12 protein-coding genes are annotated in these 14,467 nt (G+C 62.6%); 7 read left to right on the top strand and 5 right to left on the bottom strand.

The features are described 5' to 3' along the window. Positions 1 to 12 precede the first annotated feature (12 nt). On the bottom strand, positions 13 to 1,080 hold the full coding sequence (locus tag ACYU8T_RS13725) for a TolB-like translocation protein (RefSeq protein WP_461159910.1): 1,068 nt from the start codon (positions 1,078 to 1,080) through the stop codon (positions 13 to 15). 133 nt (positions 1,081 to 1,213) lie between these two features. On the opposite strand from ACYU8T_RS13725, the gene ACYU8T_RS13720 reads away from it, so the two are divergent. Next, the gene (locus tag ACYU8T_RS13720; protein WP_461159909.1) at positions 1,214 to 1,945 is read left to right on the top strand and encodes a FadR/GntR family transcriptional regulator; all 732 of its coding nucleotides are present in this window, start codon (positions 1,214 to 1,216) and stop codon (positions 1,943 to 1,945) included. Here the strand turns inward: ACYU8T_RS13720 and ACYU8T_RS13715 are convergent. From ACYU8T_RS13715 to ACYU8T_RS13700, 4 genes are all read right to left on the bottom strand, one after another. Continuing rightward, the gene (locus ACYU8T_RS13715; RefSeq protein WP_461159908.1) at positions 1,942 to 3,228 is read right to left on the bottom strand and encodes a glycerate kinase type-2 family protein; all 1,287 of its coding nucleotides are present in this window, start codon (positions 3,226 to 3,228) and stop codon (positions 1,942 to 1,944) included. The two genes, ACYU8T_RS13720 and ACYU8T_RS13715, sit on opposite strands and share 4 nt — an antisense overlap. 115 nt (positions 3,229 to 3,343) lie before the next feature. After that, positions 3,344 to 4,594: an FG-GAP repeat domain-containing protein gene (locus ACYU8T_RS13710; RefSeq protein ID WP_461159907.1), complete on the bottom strand. Its 1,251-nt coding sequence runs from the start codon at positions 4,592 to 4,594 to the stop codon at positions 3,344 to 3,346. Beyond that, entirely contained in the window at positions 4,594 to 5,544 is a 951-nt protein-coding gene (locus ACYU8T_RS13705) for a sugar phosphate isomerase/epimerase family protein (RefSeq protein WP_461159906.1), read from the bottom strand. Before ACYU8T_RS13705 ends, ACYU8T_RS13710 begins: the two co-directional genes overlap by 1 nt. Before the next feature lie 25 nt (positions 5,545 to 5,569). Further along, positions 5,570 to 6,898, bottom strand: coding sequence for an MFS transporter (locus tag ACYU8T_RS13700; RefSeq protein ID WP_461159905.1), 1,329 nt, complete (start codon positions 6,896 to 6,898; stop codon positions 5,570 to 5,572). Positions 6,899 to 7,024: 126 nt separating this feature from the next. On the opposite strand from ACYU8T_RS13700, the gene ACYU8T_RS13695 reads away from it, so the two are divergent. From ACYU8T_RS13695 to ACYU8T_RS13670, 6 genes are all read left to right on the top strand, one after another. Continuing rightward, positions 7,025 to 7,522: an RpiB/LacA/LacB family sugar-phosphate isomerase gene (locus tag ACYU8T_RS13695; protein ID WP_097093450.1), complete on the top strand. Its 498-nt coding sequence runs from the start codon at positions 7,025 to 7,027 to the stop codon at positions 7,520 to 7,522. Positions 7,523 to 7,524: 2 nt separating this feature from the next. Further along, the gene (locus ACYU8T_RS13690; RefSeq protein ID WP_461159904.1) at positions 7,525 to 8,478 is read left to right on the top strand and encodes a ribokinase; all 954 of its coding nucleotides are present in this window, start codon (positions 7,525 to 7,527) and stop codon (positions 8,476 to 8,478) included. A 3-nt stretch (positions 8,479 to 8,481) separates the two neighbouring features. Beyond that, a complete protein-coding gene (locus tag ACYU8T_RS13685) occupies positions 8,482 to 9,642 on the top strand; it encodes a hypothetical protein (RefSeq protein ID WP_461159903.1) in 1,161 nt (386 codons plus the stop codon). A gap of 116 nt (positions 9,643 to 9,758) precedes the next feature. Continuing rightward, positions 9,759 to 12,791 carry a PAS domain-containing protein gene (locus tag ACYU8T_RS13680; RefSeq protein WP_461159902.1) on the top strand — a complete coding sequence of 1,011 codons (3,033 nt, stop codon included), beginning with the start codon at positions 9,759 to 9,761 and terminating at the stop codon, positions 12,789 to 12,791. 102 nt (positions 12,792 to 12,893) lie between these two features. Next, positions 12,894 to 13,271: a hypothetical protein gene (locus ACYU8T_RS13675; RefSeq protein ID WP_097093446.1), complete on the top strand. Its 378-nt coding sequence runs from the start codon at positions 12,894 to 12,896 to the stop codon at positions 13,269 to 13,271. A 180-nt stretch (positions 13,272 to 13,451) separates the two neighbouring features. Beyond that, positions 13,452 to 14,411: an SDR family NAD(P)-dependent oxidoreductase gene (locus ACYU8T_RS13670; RefSeq protein ID WP_461159901.1), complete on the top strand. Its 960-nt coding sequence runs from the start codon at positions 13,452 to 13,454 to the stop codon at positions 14,409 to 14,411. Positions 14,412 to 14,467: the final 56 nt, after the last annotated feature.

Here is a 14,467-nt window from a genome sequence, read left to right as displayed (position 1 = left end):
GCCCAATGCGGATCAGAAATTCGGGGCGAGGTCCATCAAGACGATGCCCTGCCCGACCCCTGCGTCGATCACATCGGCCGACCCTACCTGCGCCGCGACCATCCGGCCGTCCGGCCGCACGACGGGATTGCCATATTTCCAGCCGCCATATTGCACTATGTTGGTCATGCGCGTGTAGCGCGGCTTCTTAGGATCAAGGTCCAATATGCACAGATCCATGCCCTTCGAACGGTCCTGCGCACATTCGACGAAGGTTCGCTTTCCGTCCGGAAATATCCCCTCAACTTCGCCATAGAGGGTAGAAGGGGTGGGATATTCTGTGATCTTCCTGGTCGCGAAGTCGACCGAAAGAACTTTCGTCTCGACACCCGTCGGCCCTTTGCCGAAACCGTAGCAAGGCATCGTCAGGCCTTTGTCGCTCGGCAAGAAGTCCTGTGCCTCAACAAAGCATTCGGTGGTCGTCACGATTTCCCGCACGTCTTCAAGCTTTGCCGACTGCCCGTTGACGGCGACGCGACCGGTGTAGATGGTCGTCGATGCCGGCTTGCCGCCAGCCGCCGCTTTCACCTGGCTCCACGCGATCATGTTGCTGCGCGGGCTGACCGCTATCCCTTCGAACACGGTGATGCCCAACGGAACAGGCGCACTCATCGCCTGAGCGTCCATCCAGAACAGTTCGATGCGGCCATGCCGGGTCTCTTCCCGCGTCTTTCCCAGAATACGGGGGCCAAGCAGAAGGTAGCTGCTGTCAGGGAGATAATGCACCCGCAAATAGCCCTCGCTGGGCGAGTGGCTGGTCAAGTTGCGCGTGCGGCCGGTCGCCATGTCATATTCATAAGCGTCGCCATAGGATTTGCCGATGAACGCCAGCTTGTCCCCCTTGGTCGAGAACACGGGCCTTTCTCCGAAGGCGGAGATCAGCCGCTGTCCGGGCGGCATGTCCTGAATGGGATTGCCCGGCTTGTTTCCTAGCGGCATCGTCGCGGGCACGGCCTCGCCGCGTGTAAAGGTCTGCGCGGTGAGTGCGGACAAGGGCACGGTCGCAAAGAGCGCGGCGGTTAGTACATGCTTTGCCTTCATTGATCTTTCTCCTTAGCCTTGCGCAAGCAGCTTGGCCGCTGCTGCAAGTCAAGCTGATGTCATGGATGTTTCACCATATGGACAGCGCGACTAACCGCTGGTCAGGAAACGCTGCGGGCGGTAAAGCCAATGCATGACCATCGAGTGCGCCGCCGTCCCCACAGAACCGGAGACTTCAGGATATCGCCGGGTGCTGGCGCACCTGCGTGACCTGCTGGTGAATGGCGGCGTGGAGACAGGGCACCGCCTGCCGAGCGAACGGGAACTGGCGTTGAGCCTGGGGGTGAGCCGTCCCGCCGTGCGCGAAGCCGTCCGCGCGATGGAGATGATCGGCGTGCTGGAAACGCGCCACGGACGCGCCAGCACCGTGCGCATCCCCGATGCGGCGGTCTTGGGGGAGTTCTTCTCGCTTGCGCTGGCGCAGCAACCCGCGATCATCGACGACATTGTGGAGGTCCGCATCGCACTGGAACGGCAGGCGCTGCGCCTTGCCTGCACCCGGGCGACGCCTGAAGACCAGCGCAACCTCGAAGGAGCGCTGGAGGAGATAGAAGCGACCATCGACGATGTGTCGAGCGGGGGGCATGCCGACCTTCATTTTCACACCCAACTTGTCGCCGCCGCACATTCCCCCGCTTTGACGACTGTTTATGGCACGATCACGCATCTGCTGGAACGGTCGCATGTCGAACGCCGCAGGCGCATCGCGGACAGCCCGAAAGCGCGGGATTATCTGGTCGATCATCACCGCAAAATCTATGAGGCCGTCCGCGCTGGCGACGCGTCCATGGCTGACGATTTGATCCTCAGCCATTTCGCGATCGGCGCCGCGTGGAAGCTGCAGGGGACCACCCCGGATGCTTAGCCGTCGATCAGGATCGCGCGAAAGTCGTTGACGTTGGTGCGGGTCGGGCCGGTGAACAGCAGATCACCCAACGCCTCGAAGAAGCCGAAGCTGTTATTCTCGCGCAGCATTCCGCTTGCTGACAGGCCGGCCGCTCTGGCCCGCGCCAGCGTGCTTTCGTCAGCGATCGCGCCAGCATGTCCGCCCACGCCATCGATGCCATCTGTGTCGCACGCCAGCGCGGAAATCCCCGGAGCGGCGTCCAGCGACATGGCAAGGCTCAACATATATTCGCTGTTGCGCCCGCCCCTGCCCGACGGGTTGCCGACCAGCACCGTTGTCTCTCCTCCCGACAGCAGCGCCCAGCGCCCGCCCTTGCGCTGATGATGCAGGGCCAGCGCAGCGTGAACGATGCCGAGTTCGGTCGCGTCCCCTTCCAGATCATCACCCAGATAGACCGGCCTATATCCCGCCGCCGCTGCCACCTCCCCCGCAGCTTCCAGCGCCATGCGGTTGCGCGCGACGATCCGCGTGTCCGCGCGCGCAAGTTCAGGCGATCCGGGACGCGGCGTTGCATGCCGGTCATCGTTCAGCACAGCCATCACATTGTCGGGAACCGTGATGCGATAACGCTCGATCACCCGGCGCGCATCCTCCAGCGTCGTGCGATCCGCCACGGTCGGGCCTGACGCGATCAGCGCGGGATCATCCCCTGGCACATCGGAGAAGGCGAGGGTGACGACCTCCGCCGGGTGCGCCAGCGCGGCGAGACGGCCGCCCTTGACCTGCGACAAGTGCGTGCGCACGCAATTGATCTGCGAGATGGTCGCCCCGCATAGCAGTAATTCCCGTGTCACGCGGCGCTTGTCATCCAGCGACACGCCATCGACCGGCAGCGCCAGCAGAGCCGACCCGCCGCCAGAAATCAACGCCAGCAGCTGATCCTGTTCGCTAAGGTCGCGTACGGCTTCCTGGATCATCTGCGCCGCGTGCAGGCCATGCTGGTCGGGCAAGGGGTGCCCCGCCTCGATGACCAGCGCATCGGCCGGCAAAGTGCCTGGCGGTAGCCCGTGATCATAAGGAATAAGGACGATCGCCTGCGTACCCGGCGGCGAATGGCGCAACGCCACGCTGGCCATCGCCGCTCCGGCCTTCCCCACTGCCAGTACCAGCCGCCGTCCTTCCGGAGGGGGCGGCAGATGCGATGGCAAACAGCGCGCGGCCGATACCGTTGTCAGGGCGACGTCGAACATCTCCCGCGCCAGCGCAATCCGCGCCGCTTTCCCCCTGTCGCCTTCCGTCAATGTCCGTTCCTCGCCCGCCGCTATGTCTTTGGCTTACAAAGCGGAGGTGGAAGCTGCAAATCGCAACTTGCGTGAAAAGGACAATTCCATCTGGCGGAACGCTATTGTCGTCGAACTATTTGGCCTTCTTCCCCAGCAGCAGGCGGGCCTGCGTACCCCAGGTGCCGACGAAAAGGTCTTCCACGCCGTCTCCGTTGACGTCGCCTTTCGCCATGCTCCAGCTGCGCCCCACGGCGGTGGCGGGCATCACGGTCGCCGTCACATCGCTGAAGCGGCCCTTGCCGTCATTGGCATAGGCACGCAGTTGCAACGGCTTGAAGCCCGGCACGTCGATCGCCCCGACAATCACGTCGGGATGGCCGTCATGGTTGAAGTCCATCACCATCCCGCCCCAACTGGAAAAACGATTGGCAGGCAGGCGCGTCTTGGTTTCGTCGCGGAACTTGCCCCGCCCCTTGTTGATCAGCAACCGCGCCTGCGGATCCTTGTCCCATTTCTTGTTGTTGCTGGTCAGGTTCAGGAACAGGATGTCGGGCCGCCCGTCGGCATTGGCATCGAACACATGCACTTCGCGCGTCTCCATGGGCGTCAGCAACTGGAGGCCCTTCGACGACTCGCGAAAATGCCCTTTGCCACCGTTCAGCAGCAGCCGGTTCGGCGGGCTCTCATTAGCGACCACCATGTCGAGATCGCCGTCGCCATCCACGTCGACCAGCGCGATGTCCTGTGTATCATCCTCATAAGCGGGCAGATGAGTTGCCGTGGCGTCGATGAAGGTGCCGGGCTGTTTGGGATCGTTGAGCCACAGGAAATTCTGTCCCGAAGCGCGCGGTTTGCCGGGGCGGTCCTCCGCCGAATTGCCGATGGCGATGTCGGGCAGGCCATCGCCATTGACGTCGCCGACCGCCAGCCCATTGCCTTCGCTCATCTTCGGCAACCGGTCCGACGCTTCGGTAAACACACCCCCCGGCCCGCCGAGGAACAGTTGGTGCGCATGATCCTCCTCGGCAACGAAGATCAGGTCGGGAAAGCCATCGCGGTTGAAGTCGGCCGACAGCACATGTTCGCTATCATGCGCCTTGGTGCCAAGCGCGCCCTGTTTCCAGGTGAAGCGCCCCTGCCCGTCATTGATGTAGAGCCGGTTCGGGCCCATTTCGACGGCCAGCACTGCGTCCAGATCGCCATCACCGTCCACGTCAACCAGCGCGACATCCAGGGCGTGGAGATATTTGGAAACGGGGACATGCGTGTCCGTCACATCGTCGAACATCAGTGTCGACGCGGCTTCATTCTGCGCCTGCCCGGGCATCGCGCCTACCATCAGAAAAGCGAAGATCGCCGTGCGGCTCATCAGGCGACGGTTCATCATGCGGTCTCCAGCTTGCGAAGATAAGTAAGGCTCTTCTTGAGAGAGTCGATGCGCGCGCCGGTGAAAGGCGGCTCCTGTTCAACGAAGAAATTGCGCACGCCCGCACTTCGCGCTGCCTTCAGGATTGCGGGCCAGTTCATTATGCCCGACCCGACCTCCGTCGGCTTCTGCTGCATATGATAGTTGATCTGCGTACCCGCCGCGATGTCCTTCACATGCATCTGGGTGAAGCGGCCGCGATAGCGTTCGAGCCAGGCGGCGGTGTCGTGCCCGCCCGCTGCCAGCCATCCAGCATCCAGCTCGAAATCGACGATGCTCGGGTCCGTTCGTTCAAGCAGGATCTGCAAACCCGTCTCGTTCCCCAGCGGCGCCAGTTCGCCGTTGTGATTATGATAGCCGATGCGGATACCGTGTTTCTTGAGCACCGCGCCCTTCTCATTGAGGAAGTCGGCCATGCGCTCATAACGGTCGGCGGTAATGGGCGCTCCGCCGGGCTTCATCAGCGACATGAAGGAGATCGGTGGACCCCAGATCGGGTCCTTGGGGAACTGGAAAAGCGGCAACACGGCGTTGCGCGAACCCAGGATATTGAGCTGGTCCACAAGCTTGTCGAGATCATCGAAGTTGAGCCCGCTTGCGCCCGGCACCGTCGACGATGCGGCGACATGCGCGCTCCGGCAGACAAGGCCCGCTTTGTCCAGCGCAGCCCGGAATTCAGTGGCGGAGCGACGGTGTAGCGACGCAAGCTCCACCGACCGGACGCCTGTCGCCGCGATGCTGGCGAGCGCGCCGTCGAAGTCACGGTTGAGGTCAGGATCGAACATATAAAGCTGGACCCCCGCCCCATCCTTCCCAAGCAAGGAAGAGGATTTGCGGCGCGCCATCGCGGGCACGCCCGCCGCCAGCATCAACAAAGCAGAGGATTTGAGCAGATCGCGGCGATTCATCGGCATATCTTTCAGTTTGGAAGGGTCAGGCGAGAGCGGCCTTGCGGCTCGCCTCCCGCAAGGAGGTTTCGGGATAGCGCATCATGCACAGGACCACGCCAAGGGAAAACAGCGCGGGCACGATGCCGATCAATGTGCGCAGCGGCAAGGCGTTGCGCGGATCGCTGGCATGGGCGGGATCGAAGCCGAGCCAGCCAAGCAGCAGGAAGGCAAGGCCGACCGCCAGCCCCAACGCCAGCTTCATCGATCCGTTGAGCGTCGCATAGAGCAACCCGGTGCGATCGACGCCGAAGCGGGCGCGAGTAGCGTCGGCGACATCGGCCATCAGCGCGCGCGGCAGGAACCAGGCGATGGGTATGCAGAGGCCCAGCGCCGCGACGTTGGCAGCCGTCAGCCAGAAGGCCTTCGCAGGCTGCGTCGCCATGAGCAGTTGCAGTGCCGCCTGCATCAACGCGCCAACTTGCAGCGCGCGCGCCTTGCCGATCCGCCCGGCAAGCTTCGCGAACAGCGGCGTTCCGGCAAAAGCTGCGGCATAGGCGATCAGGATGAGCGTGCTGGCAGCCGCCCGGTCGAACCCCAATTGCCCCATATAGAAGAACAGCGCCACGGCGTTGGCGACGCCGGTCGACAGGGCAATCAGCAAGTCTGCCAGCACAAGCCGGACGACCGGCCCCTGCGAAAAGAGCGCGACATAATCGCGCAATGCAAGGGCTGCCTGAGAACCCTCGGAGGGCTGCTTTTCAGGCGTCGTCTTGAGCGCCAGCAAGATCGCGGCAGGGATCAGCACGATCATGACCCAACCCGCCGCATGCATCCCCGCTCCCGGGTCGCCCGGATAGGCGCTCGCGACGAGCGGCAATATGGCGAGGATAGAAAACTGCCCTGCCGTCGCGAAAATCTGCCACCAGGCAAAAATGCGCGTCCGCTCCGCTGCTCCCGTGGCGAGGGTTGCGGTCCAGGCAAGATGCGACAGCACGATCATCGAAAATCCGATGAAGGCAATGAACAGCCATGCCCATAGATAGGCCATGCCGACTCCCCGCTCCGCCTGGAACAGTGCATAGGTCGACAGCATCAGGATGGGCGCGCTCGCCACTAGCCAGGGGCGATACCGTCCCCAACGCGATCGCGTGGCGTCCATCATTCCGCCCAGCAATGGGTCGATCATCAGGTCCAGCACCCGCACCGTCATGAAGGCAGTGCCGACCGCGCCCACCGGCAGCGCCAGCGCATTGGCGTAAAATTCAGGCAGGAACACCGTGACCAGGGTCGCGTAAGCCTGGATCGCAAGTGCGGTGACGCAAAAGGCCGCGAGCCTGCCGCGCTCCATCGCTTCCTCCCTGCCCTGCGTCATTCGGCCCTCCCCCTTGATCGGATTCCAAACTGGTAATACCACAGCAGGATCAAAGCGCCAGTGGGCAGTTCGATTCTGCCGGTAAAAGACTGCGGAAGCGGCACTGGCAAGGGGGCTCGGGGATCAATGCGCAAACCAGAAACATTGTCCGGTGACGAACAGCTTATCCCGTATCGGGATGTCATCGGCTTTGCCAACGATCATGCCGGTTTCCCTTTGCGCCCGCCGGTGCTGGAGTTGCTTGGCCGCCATAGCGGACGGATCATCGATGTCGGGGCGCAGTCGGAAGAGCCTGTCGACTTTCCCGACGTTACGCGGCGCGCGGTGCAGGCCATCCTCGACAAGCAGACAGATCGGGTCATCCTGCTCTGCGGCACCGGCGCGGGCGCGTGCATCGCCGCCAACAAGGTGCGCGGCATCCGCGCTGCGGTAGCGCACGACACCTATGTCGCCCGGCAGGCGGTGGTGCATGATGATGTCAATGTGTTGTGCATCGGCGCGTGGATCACCGGACCGCAAATCGCCCTCGACATCATCCGCCATTTTCTGTCGGCGCAGTTCAGCGACGAAGAACATTTCCGCCGCCGCGTCGCGAAGCTCACATTGCTGGAGCAGGGCGGCTGAGCATGGCTGGCAAGGTCGTCATATTGGGCAGCGTCAATGTCGACCTGCTGGTTAGCACGCCGCGCCTGCCCCTTGCGGGAGAAACCGTATCGGGGAGCAGCCTGACGCGCCAACTGGGCGGCAAAGGCGCGAACCAGGCCGTCGGCGCGGCGCGCGCGGGGGCGCATTGCATCCTGCTGGCCGCTGTCGGAAAGGATGAAGACGGAGCCAGCATGACAGCTGCACTTGCCGGTCATGGGGTGGATGTGGAACGAGTGCGTGCCACCTCCTCCGCCACGGGCTGCGCGCTGGTGGCCACATCGCCGCACGATAATCAGATCATTCACATCGCGGGCGCGAACAGCGATGTCGATGCCGCTCTGGCGGCGGAGGTTGATCTTGGCCCGGCCGACGTCTGCCTCGCTCAGATGGAGACGCCTGCTCCCGCCACGGCAGTCCTGTTCCGGCGTGCCCGTACGCTCGGCGCCTTCACCATCCTCAACGCCGCGCCCGCGTCGACAGGAGCGCGTGAGTTGCTGCCGCTCTGCGATCTGCTTATCGTCAATGAAGGCGAACTGGCATTGCTTGCCGGATCAGATGTTGGACCCATGCTGGACGACAATGGCCTGCTGTCGAGCAGGACTCGGCTCGGACTGGAGCCTGCCCAAATCCTGCTCGTGACCCTAGGCGCTGATGGTCTGGCGATCATAAGTGAGAACAAGGTCCAGCGTATTGCGGGACGGCCTGCCAAGGTGATCGACACCACCGGCGCAGGCGACTGTTTTTGCGGCTATCTCGCCGCTGGGCTTGCCCGAGGCGACACGATCGAGCGGGCCGCTGCCGAAGCCAATGCCGCCGCGTCCATCGCTGTCCAGTCCTTCGGCGCGGCAGCCTCGATCCCCGATCGCGCAACCGTGCTGCAATGCCTGGGCAGCACTCCCGTACACACTCACAAAAATATCGACAAAGGAGCCTGAAGCGTGACCCATATCATTGCGGCCCGTAAGCCCAATCGAGCCGCCCGCATCTTGAGCGCGGCGCTCCTGACCGTAGCCTTCCCCCTGACCGCGCCTGCCGCAACGGCGAAGGATGCCAAGATCGACTATCTGACCGCGCCCTTCCATCAGGAGCGTCTGCTGGACTGGGGCAACCGGCCCAACTGGTCGCCCGATGGCCGCCGGATAGCCTTCACGAAGGACGATCTGGTCGATAGCCCGGCTTATGAGATTGATCTCCGTACGAAAAAAGTGCGCTGCCTGACCTGCAAGTTCGGCGACACGCAATTCGTCACCCGCATTTTCTACCTGCCCGACAACAGCTTCCTGATCGAGGCCGCGCCGGGAATGAAAGGCGGCAGCGGCGGCGCGGCCGATGCGGGCCGCACCCAGCTCTTCTGGATGTCGAAGAAGCTGGCCCGCCCTGTTTCGCTGAACAGCGGGGCCATGGGCGACATCGCGATCGCACGCAGCCCCAATGCGGATGGATCGGCCGACATCGCCTGGTCACGCCCGACCGCCACGGGCCTGGAACTCACCAAGGCAAGGCTTGTCAATGATGGACGCACCGCCCGCCTTGCGGACCAGCAGGCCCTTTATACCTATCGCCCCGGCCAGCCCGGACCGGCCAGCTTCCCTGAAGCCTATGACTTCATCGACGGCGGGCAAAGCGTCATGTTCTGGACCACCGAGGTCGCCACGCTTGACAGCGAAATGTACAAGGTCGACATCGCGAGCAAGGCCGTGAGCAAGGTGTACGCCACCCCGTCACATAACGAAACCCATGTCTTCCCGGACGAGCGCTATGGCCTGGAAGAAGCGAATATCCATTCCGATCCGGATGGTCCCTATCGCGGCATTAGCGCCCATATCAAACCGGGCGTCGAACAGATCCTGCGCTTTGCGGGTAAAAGCAATGCAGCGGAGATCGCCGCCGCCAACTCCGGCAAGGGCTTCGACATCTTCGTCATCACAATGGACGGCAAGTCTCGCCGGGCCCTTACCAATGTTAGCCGATCGGGGGCGCAGGCGCATCAATCCACCGTGTCCCCAGACGGCCGCCGCATAGCTTTTGCCATCAAGGATCCCGCCGGAAAGTCCGGCCACTCGGCAGGGCTTTATATCGGAACCTTCGGAGGAAAATAATTTTCGAGGGGGCGGGTTTTAAGTCGCCCCCACCTCCAACCGAAAAGCCAGGAAGATCTGGCCGTCCATTTAGCTCTCTGGCGCATCGACGCGATCTTCTCTATCGCTAGGCGCAAATGCAACAAAGCGACCAATGCACCACCGACCTGCCGCTCATTGCGGAGCAGGAGCTGCTGATAGCTGCTGTCGCGGACCAGCCGATGTCTGTCAGATTGATCACCGGCGTCATCGCGGATGCGCCGTTCCCGATGTTTATCCTCATCGGGGAGACGCGTCGGCTGGTCTACAACAGCGCGTACATTCCCATTCTCGGCCCGCATCACCCCAGCGCGATGGGCCGCCCGTTCTTTGAGGTGTGGCCGGAAGTCCGCGATGTGATCGAGCCGGTAGTGGACCTGGCATTTGCAGGCGAAGCGACACGCTTTGAAGACCTGCCGGTCACGCTTCATCGGCCCGAGCCCGGGCCTGCCTGGTTCACCTTTTCCTATAGCCCGGTACGAGACGAATCCGGAGCTGCCGTCGCCGCCCTTTGCGTCTGCACGGAAACGACCCGAACCGTGATCGCGCGAGAGCGCCAGCATTTCATGAGCCGGCTGGAAGCTTCCTTCCGCAATTTGCAAGACGCCGAAGAGATTGTCATGGCGGCCCAGGCGCTGCTTGGTGAGCATTTCGGGATGAGCCGGGTCGGCTATGGCAGCCTGGATCCGGAAGGGCGCTATTTCACCACGTCCGGTAACTGGACTGATGGCTCCGTGCCGCATCACAACGGCACCCATGATCTCGCCGCCTTTGGTGACGAGATTTTCTCTGCGCTGCGCAATGGCGTCTCCCTGGCGGTTGAGGATACGTTGACGGACCCGCGCGCGCAGGGTTCCATGAGCGCTGCCGCGTTCGCTGCCCTGCAAGTCCGCTCTGCGGTGACGGTATCGCTGATCAAGGATCGCCGCTTCGTCGCCGCGCTTTACCTGCATCATCAAGAACCGCGCCGCTGGACGGCCGAAGAGGTCGATTTGATCCAGGAGGTGGCTGAGCGCACCTGGTCGGCCGTGGAGCGGGCCCATGCTCAAGCGGATTTGCGCGCCCTGGCCGAACGGCAAGGCTTTTTTCTTGAGCTTGGCGATGAATTGAGGCCCTTGGTTCGGGCCGAGCAGATCAAGGAGACTGCGGCGCGCCTTCTGGGACGATATCTGCGCGTCGGCCGCGCCGGCTATGGTGAGATCGACGCGGAGCAGCGCCATGTCACCGTCGAGCGGGACTGGAGCGATGGCCGCATGGCCTCTCTCGCGGGCGAAACGCGTTCCTTGGATGTTTTCGGCCCTGCCATCATAGCGCAGCTAAAGGCAGGCAAGCTGCTTCGGATTCCATCGGTCGCGGACGATGCTGTCGCCGCGCCTTACGCCGAGGGATATGCCAGCATCGGCGCTACGGCCTTGTTGATCGTGCCACTGATAAAGGAAGGCCGCCTGACGGCGATCCTATACCTCCACGAAGCCGAAACAAGAATGTGGACGGATGAGGAGGCCGCCGTTGCGTTGGAGGTCGCGGAGAGGACTTGGGCAGCGGTCGAACGCGCACGTGCCGAAGATGCAGTGCGGCAACTCAACGCGACGCTGGAACGTCGGGTCGGTGAAGCGCTGGCCGAGCGTCGGCTGTTTGCTGAAATCGTCGCCGCGACGGACTCCCCGATCCAGATGATCGGCGTGGATTATCGTTTCCTGGCCATCAACCCGGCCGGTCAGCTTGATTATGAACGCGTATTCGGCGTCCGGCCCCAGATCGGCCAATCATTGCTTCAACTGCTATCGCATCTGCCTGAACAATGTGAGGGAGCGCGAAAGCTGTGGGCGCGAGCTCTCGCCGGCGAATCTTTCCAGCAGCGCGCATGGTGGGGCGACAGTCCGGCAGACCGGCGAGCCTATGACATGCATTTTGAGCCGGTGCGCGGTGCGTCTGGAGAGGTGACAGCGGCCTACCTCATCGGGCGCGATGTCACCGATCTGCTGCGCGAGCAGGAGCGTCTTGCTGAAGCGGAAGAGCAATTGCGCCACGCCCAGAAGATGGAGGCGATGGGCCAACTCACCGGCGGCGTCGCACATGACTTCAACAATCTTCTGACGCCGATCGTCGGCAGCCTGGACATCCTGCAACGGAGGGGGTTGGGAGGCGAACGCGAGCAGCGTCTGATTGCAGGCGCGGCACAGTCGGCTGAACGCGCCAAGGTTCTGGTGCAACGCCTGCTCGCTTTTGCTCGCCGCCAACCTCTGCAACCGAGCGCGGTAGACCTTGGCAGCCTCGTCCATGGCATGGCCGATCTCATCGCCAGCACGGCGGGCCCTCAAATCAAGGTAGCGGTGGAGGTCGCGGACGATCTTCCTCCCGCACATGCCGATCATAATCAGTTGGAGATGGCGCTCCTCAACCTCGCGGTGAACGCACGCGATGCCATGCCAGACGGCGGCATGCTCCGCATCAGCGTGGTTGCCTCCGAGGATCAGGGCAACCGCCCGGAACAGCTGACGGGCGAACGCTACCTCAAGCTTTCCGTTGCCGACACGGGTGTAGGCATGGACGAAGCGACATTGGCACGCGCGATCGAACCATTCTTCTCAACCAAGGGCGTCGGTCAAGGCACAGGTCTTGGCCTGTCCATGGCGCATGGCCTTGCATCACAACTCGGCGGCGCCCTCACCATTCAGAGCCACCTGGGAGTGGGAACCAACGTGCAGCTGTGGCTGCCGATCAGCAGCGCTCACGCCACTGCCGCCCCGCTCCCCACGGCAGCGGCAGGTCAGAAAGCGGCGGCCGGGATTGCGCTGGTCGTCGACGATGAAGATCTTGCCCGCATGACGACATCCGCGATGCTGGGCGACATCGGCTATGATGTGGTCGAAGCGGCCTCCGCCGAACAAGCGATGAAGTTGGTCGAGCAAGGATTGTCGCCCGATTTGCTCGTGACCGATCATTTGATGCCGGGGAAAAGCGGAACAGAGCTTGCGCGCGACCTGATTGTGGCACTGCCTCAAATACAAGTGCTTATCGTCTCGGGTTATGCCGAGCTGGATGAGATCGCGCCGGATCTAAGGCGGTTAGTGAAGCCGTTCCGGAGCGACGAACTTGCCGTGGCCTTGGACGAGGCGCCCGGCGTCTGAAGAAATGTCATTGATCCGAAGCAATGAAGACCTTCTTCACCTTCAATATCTGGAACATCTGAGCCGAGGGATAATTGGTGCTGCGCTTGAACCGGAGCCAGCATGCGCATCCCCCCTCTCGAAGTGCTCATCGGAACAGCCTGTATTGCGGGTGCCGCAGGTTACACCATCCTCTGCTATTTGTTCAAAATGAGCGACATATGCTGCCGGGATGATGTAGGCATCATCGTTTCGGCGGGCCTGTTGCTTGTGCTATTGCCCCTGTTGATGCTGGGGTCGAGCCTGGCCCGGATCGGCGTGACAATCGTTGCTGGATCAGGCCTTGCTCTGGCGCTGCACCATGGAGGCATCACGCTACATGACGGCGCGCTGCATAGCGCAATGGCGAAGGCCGTGGCGGTTCTGCTGATGGGAACGGCCGCCCTGTGGCATTCGCCAGCCAATATCTGGTTCCGTCGCGGGCAGGGCCTGACCTGCTGATCTCTTTCCGTCAAGTTTGACGGATTGAATAGGTCTGCTCCTCTGCCGGCTGGAGCTATGCCCGAAGCAGCGGCTTATCGCATCATGCGCAAAATTCATGAAAAATGCGCAATAATGGAGCCGCTCGGTTGCCGCACTGAACGCGAACGGTAAAGCGTGACACCAATCACGGGAGATAAAATGTCCGATACCATATCGCTGCCGACCGCAGATGACGTGCTGCGTGGCGTGGACCTGACAGGACGCACTGCCGTCGTAACTGGAGCATCCTCCGGCGTCGGCGTGGCCATTGCCGCAGCGCTTGCCGGTGCGGGAGCCGAGGTAACGCTGGCGGTGCGCGACATGGCCGCTGGACGGGACGTATCAGAACGCATCGCCGCTTCGCGAGGAGTGGCATCCCCTGCTGTCGAACAGGTTGATCTCCTTTCAATGGCCTCTGTCCGCGCCTTCGCCGAGCGTTGGCGCAGTCGGCCGCTCGATCTCCTCATCAACAATGCCGGGCTGATGGGCCCGCCGCTCACGATGACCAAGGATGGCTTCGAAAGCCAAATGGCCGTCAACTATTTCGCGCCGTTTCTCCTGTCAGAGCTGCTTCTGCCATCTCTGGCAGCAGCGAGGGAAGGAAGCGGGATCGGCCGGGTGGTCATCGTCTCTTCAGGGTCCCATCAGCTGGCGACTTTGGATACCGATGACCTCAATTATGAGAGGCGTGCCTATGACAAATTCGAGGCCTATGGCCATGCCAAGCTTTGCGCCAACCTGCTTGCCGTCGAATATAGCCGTCGTCATGCGGAAGTGGGCGTGACGATGAATGCGGTCACGCCGGGTGGGGTTGAAACCAGACTCGGCCGACATGTCACCTTTGAAGATGCGGTCAAGCTGGGGTGGGTCAATGAAGACGGCTCATTGCCGCAGGGCCGCATGAAGACGGCGGATGAAGGCGCGGCAACGCCGGTGTGGGCCGCTGTCGCACCAGAGCTGGAGGGCCAAGGGGGACTGTATCTCGAAGATTGCGCCATTGCGCCGATCTGGGCTCCGCCGATGCCTTCGGGCTGGGGCGTGTCTTCCTCCTCGCTTGAACCGGACGCGGCCCGCCTGCTCTGGCAGGCAACAGAAGATTTGCTCAGGGAAAATAGCTGAAGTGAGCGCCATGCCCGTGCGCAGGAAATGCTGACCGAACCGCTGCGCAACCGCCT

The organism is Sphingobium sp. TomMM35A (genome assembly GCF_054771735.1).
The sequence above is the reverse complement of the archived record's forward strand: the minus strand, read 5'-3'. Positions and strand labels throughout refer to the sequence as shown.

Bases quoted from the DNA above. Each gene is read 5' to 3' on its own strand.
- ACYU8T_RS13700 (WP_461159905.1), bottom strand. From the start codon at position 6,898: ATGACGCAGGGCAGGGAGGAAGCGATGGAGCGCGGCAGGCTCGCGGCC.
- ACYU8T_RS13720 (WP_461159909.1), top strand. From the start codon at position 1,214: ATGACCATCGAGTGCGCCGCCGTCCCCACAGAACCGGAGACTTCAGGA.
- ACYU8T_RS13675 (WP_097093446.1), top strand. From the start codon at position 12,894: ATGCGCATCCCCCCTCTCGAAGTGCTCATCGGAACAGCCTGTATTGCG.
- ACYU8T_RS13705 (WP_461159906.1), bottom strand. From the start codon at position 5,544: ATGAATCGCCGCGATCTGCTCAAATCCTCTGCTTTGTTGATGCTGGCG.
- ACYU8T_RS13680 (WP_461159902.1), top strand. From the start codon at position 9,759: ATGCAACAAAGCGACCAATGCACCACCGACCTGCCGCTCATTGCGGAG.
- ACYU8T_RS13725 (WP_461159910.1), bottom strand. From the start codon at position 1,080: ATGAAGGCAAAGCATGTACTAACCGCCGCGCTCTTTGCGACCGTGCCC.
- ACYU8T_RS13710 (WP_461159907.1), bottom strand. From the start codon at position 4,594: ATGAACCGTCGCCTGATGAGCCGCACGGCGATCTTCGCTTTTCTGATG.
- ACYU8T_RS13695 (WP_097093450.1), top strand. From the start codon at position 7,025: ATGCGCAAACCAGAAACATTGTCCGGTGACGAACAGCTTATCCCGTAT.
- ACYU8T_RS13690 (WP_461159904.1), top strand. From the start codon at position 7,525: ATGGCTGGCAAGGTCGTCATATTGGGCAGCGTCAATGTCGACCTGCTG.
- ACYU8T_RS13670 (WP_461159901.1), top strand. From the start codon at position 13,452: ATGTCCGATACCATATCGCTGCCGACCGCAGATGACGTGCTGCGTGGC.